This window comes from Halomonas sp. Ps84H-12 (genome assembly GCF_024124725.1).
In the GTDB taxonomy this organism is placed as follows: Bacteria; Pseudomonadota; Gammaproteobacteria; order Pseudomonadales; family Halomonadaceae; genus Vreelandella; species Vreelandella aquamarina.
This window is the reverse complement of sequence record NZ_JAMXSJ010000075.1, coordinates 1-3,775: the sequence shown is the minus strand read 5'-3', so window position 1 is coordinate 3,775 and position 3,775 is coordinate 1. Positions and strand designations below refer to the sequence as shown.

At 54.2% G+C, this 3,775-nt stretch carries 5 protein-coding genes and 1 pseudogene; 2 read left to right on the top strand and 4 right to left on the bottom strand.

Annotated features, from left to right (window positions below):
• From NH344_RS17970 to NH344_RS17960, 3 genes and pseudogenes are all read right to left on the bottom strand, one after another.
• Positions 1-128: pseudogene (locus NH344_RS17970) on the bottom strand (transposase family protein); the annotation flags it as partial.
• Positions 125-637, bottom strand: a complete 513-nt coding sequence (lspA, locus tag NH344_RS17965) for a signal peptidase II (protein WP_253028272.1) — start codon at positions 635-637, stop codon at positions 125-127. The pseudogene NH344_RS17970 and the gene lspA, both read right to left, overlap by 4 nt.
• A 3-nt stretch (positions 638-640) precedes the next feature.
• Entirely contained in the window at positions 641-1,537 is an 897-nt protein-coding gene (locus tag NH344_RS17960; protein ID WP_253028271.1) for a cation transporter, read from the bottom strand.
• Positions 1,538-1,632: 95 nt separating this feature from the next.
• On the opposite strand from NH344_RS17960, the gene cadR reads away from it, so the two are divergent.
• Both cadR and NH344_RS17950 read left to right on the top strand, forming a co-directional pair.
• Positions 1,633-2,040: a Cd(II)/Pb(II)-responsive transcriptional regulator gene (gene cadR / locus NH344_RS17955; protein ID WP_004364961.1), complete on the top strand. Its 408-nt coding sequence runs from the start codon at positions 1,633-1,635 to the stop codon at positions 2,038-2,040.
• 298 nt (positions 2,041-2,338) lie between these two features.
• Positions 2,339-3,424, top strand: coding sequence for a porin (locus NH344_RS17950; protein ID WP_253028270.1), 1,086 nt, complete (start codon positions 2,339-2,341; stop codon positions 3,422-3,424).
• A 129-nt stretch (positions 3,425-3,553) separates the two neighbouring features.
• On the opposite strand, the gene NH344_RS17945 is transcribed toward NH344_RS17950, so the two are convergent.
• Positions 3,554-3,775, bottom strand: a 222-nt coding sequence (locus NH344_RS17945; protein WP_253028269.1) for a hypothetical protein, incomplete at its 5' end; no start/stop codon positions are given.

Here is a 3,775-nt window from a genome sequence, read left to right as displayed (position 1 = left end):
AGGAACTCGGCGCGGGCGTTGAAGATGTCGCGCACCGTCTTCTCGTCCAGGCCGGTCTGTGCCGCCACAAAGGTGTAGGGGTGGTTGAAGGATTCCTTCTCCACGTACTCATGCAGCCGCAGTGTCAGTCAGATCCATCCGGCTCGGCATTGGTGTTTGCTTTTTTACCCAACAAGCTGCTGGAAACGAAAAGTAAGGCACCGAGGACAATTGCAATATCAGCCAGGTTGAAGGCCGGCCAATGCCAGTCTCGCCAATAGAAATCAAAGGAATCCACAACATAGCCGCGAAAGACCCGGTCAATCAGGTTGCCCATGGCGCCACCGAGGATAAGACTGTAAGCGATGGCTTCTCCTTTATGACGATTTTCAAGGATCAGCTTGATCAGAAAAATCGAGACCGCCACCGCGATCCCGATAAAAAAGTAGCGCTGCCAGCCTCCACCATTCGCAAAAAGACTGAATGCGGCACCGGTGTTCCATAGGTGCACCCAGTTAAAGAACGGGGTCACCGAAACATACTCGCCATAGGCCATTGATTGCTGCACCAGCCACTTTACAGCCTGATCAGACGCTGCCAGCAGGCCCGATATGGACAATAGGGCATACGGCGAGAGCTTTTTGCCAATAATGAGCATTATTTAACCCTTCAACGCCAGAATGCGTCTGGCACCGTTAAGTACAATGACCCCCGCGATGGTGCCGATAATCAGATCCGGATAATTGGACCCGGTCCACGCGACCAGGGCGCCGGCGGTGATGACCCCCAGGTTGATCACCACGTCGTTGGCCGAGAATATCCAGCTTGCCTTCATGTGCGCCCCGCCTTCCCGATGTTTGGATATGAGCAGCAGACAACTGGTATTGGCAATCAATGCGACGAATGCGATAGCCATCATCACCAGCGATTCAGGCTCACTACCGAATACAAAGCGTCTCACCACCTCTACGAGCACGCCCACAGCCAAGATCAGTTGCAGTACACCAGCAAGATGCGCGGCACGTACCTGCATTTTCACGCTATGTCCAACCGCATAAAGGGCAAGCCCGTACACCGCCGCATCGGCAAAATTGTCCAGGGATTCTGCAATGAGGCCAGTTGACTGAGCCATCAGACCGGCAGTCATTTCCACCACGAACAGAAGTGCATTGATGCCGAGCAACCAGCGCAGGGTCCCGGATTCTTGCTTAGCAGAAGCTGCCGAAAACTCGGCGGCCTTGATGGTCTCCGGATTTGCAGCGACGGTTTCCTGAAGCGAGGCGCCTAGCTCCAAGGTCTTCAGCTTCGCGGTGACGGGCTCGACCTCACCGTCATGCACGACCTTCAACCGGCGGTTCGACAAGTCGAAGGACAGTGCCCGAATCCCCTCAACGCCGTTCAGGGCTAGGCGAATCATTCGTTCTTCTGATGGACAGTCCATCTTCGGCACGGCATAAACACTGACCCATCTCCCTGGCGCCTCGGAGGAGGCCTGTATATCGGTATCCGCTGCGGACGTTGCATCTCCGCCACAGGCGCCACCACAGGATTTGCTCATGATACGACTCCACTTGAACAATGTTGTGGTACCATTTTAAACTATAAAGCTACTATAAGGTCAATAGAGTAAAGAATCCGTTGGGGAGGAGGCTGATGCGCATTGGTCAGTTGGCGCAGTTGGTAGGGGTCGAAACACAGACGATCCGCTTCTATGAACAGCAGGGCTTGTTGCCGCCGCCTGATCGGCAGGACAACGGTTACCGTGTCTATACCGAGAAGCATGGTGAGGGGCTGGCCTTCATCCGTCGCTGCAGAATCCTGGGCCTGTCACTGGCTGAGATTCACGAACTACAGAGCTATCAGGACGACCCTCATCAGCCTTGTACCGCCGTCAACGCCTTGCTCGATGATCACATCTCTCATGTGCGGTCGCAGATAACCGCTCTGCAAGCACTTGAGAAACAACTCGTTTCACTGAGAGCGAGTTGCAACGATGACCGGGAAGTTGAGGCGTGTGGGGTTCTTGCTGGAATTAGCGAAGGAAACATGCACCAGCAGTAGGTGAAGCATCAACCAGATAATCCGATGAGATGCCGGTCTGTCTCACTCTCATGCAAAGGTAAGATCAACCATTTAATCCGCTTACCCATTGTTATTTGTCAGAGTCCTGGGACTTAAGCGGCGAACTCTTAGCTTGACCAAGAATAGGGCCGCAACACGCAGCGCGCCAAAACCTGTCACAGGCCCGAACCGATGCCCTGTTTCGATGCATCATTTGTAAACAAACTGCAATCTTTACCAAATAGACTTTCCATTGATTCTTCAATACCCACAAGCAAACTGAAAGGAAAAAACCACTATGAGCAAGAAATATTTGGGCTTGGCTTTGGCGATTTCTGCAGCTTCCGCCGCACAGGCCGGAACTGTTACGACCAGCGGCGAAGACCTTGTGATCGATACCGACAGCGGTATCAAAGTGAAAGTGTCGGATAACTCTGCGTCTTTTCAGCTCGGCGGGCGCCTTCAATGGGATTACGACGCCACGCAGTCTGACGCCAACGGTGTTGACACTACCGATTTCGACGTGCGCCGGGCACGCCTCTACGCCAAGGGCCACTTTGGCGACTGGGCGTACAAAGCCCAGTTCAACGTGGCTGAGAGTGATGGCAAAAAAGGCGGGGACGCTGAGGACCTGTACATTCGCTACCTGGGATTTGGCTCAGCTGCAACCGTGACTATTGGTAAGCAGAAAGAGCCATTCGGCCTGGAACAATTAACGAGTTCAAAAGACATCTCGGCCCTTGAGCGATCCGCCATGTCCGAGCGTTATACCCCCGGTCGCAGCGGCGGCATCCAGCTCAGTGGCAAAGGCGACAACTGGACCTACGGTATCGGCTACTTCGAGGCAAACGGCGATGGCAGCGACGACTTCAATAACACGGCAGTAACCGCGCGGGGCACGGTTGCACCGATTCAAACGAACAATATGGTTGTTCATCTTGGTGCGGGTTATTCCACGCGTGATGCCGACACTCAGGCCGATGAGGTCGATACGTTTAATCTGGAGCTCGCCGGCGCTTTCGGGCCCTTCCATGCCCAGGCCGAATATTTCGATTCCGAGGAAGGCCAGGTGGATGTTGATGGCTATTACGTACAGCTTGGCTGGATCATCACCGGCGAAAGCCGTCCTTACAAAGCCGGAGTATTCAAGCGGGTAAAACCGGCATCACCCAAAGGGGCCTGGGAAGTTGTTGCCCGCTTTGAGGATGGTGACGGAAAATACAGTGATGTGGGGCTGGCCACGACCGACGGTAAGCAAACAACACTGGGCGTTAACTATTACGCCAACAAGAATGTTCGACTTGGAATGAGCTACATGGATGGCGAACAAGCCAATGGCGCTAGCGGAGATGAAGTGCGTGCGAGGTTACAATATGCATTTTGACCGCATGGGAGAGTGCTTGGTTGAGCTCACCTAGCGTCTCCCCACTTTTCCACAGGTGGTGCTGTAACTGCCTGAATAGCGTTGAAAATTTCAGTGCTATCAACGAGATCGGGGGCTTTCCCGCCGGTATCATGTTGTTACCCCTAACACCATGAACCAAAAGGAAAACCCCGATGCTTCAAGATGCCAAAGACCGCGCCAAATGGAAAGCTCGCCTGAATCGGCTGGTGTGACGACCTGTCGGATCACCTCGCTCGACCCGTCGTGAAGCTGGCGGCAGAAACGCTCTTTGGCATCCTGGCCAGCGGTAGTTTGCGCCAGGCCGAGATCGCCCGCGCCTTGAAGGAACCC

Coding starts and splice junctions, on each gene's coding strand:
- lspA (WP_253028272.1), bottom strand. CDS start 637: ATGCTCATTATTGGCAAAAAGCTCTCGCCGTATGCCCTATTGTCCATA.
- NH344_RS17960 (WP_253028271.1), bottom strand. CDS start 1,537: ATGAGCAAATCCTGTGGTGGCGCCTGTGGCGGAGATGCAACGTCCGCA.
- cadR (WP_004364961.1), top strand. CDS start 1,633: ATGCGCATTGGTCAGTTGGCGCAGTTGGTAGGGGTCGAAACACAGACG.
- NH344_RS17950 (WP_253028270.1), top strand. CDS start 2,339: ATGAGCAAGAAATATTTGGGCTTGGCTTTGGCGATTTCTGCAGCTTCC.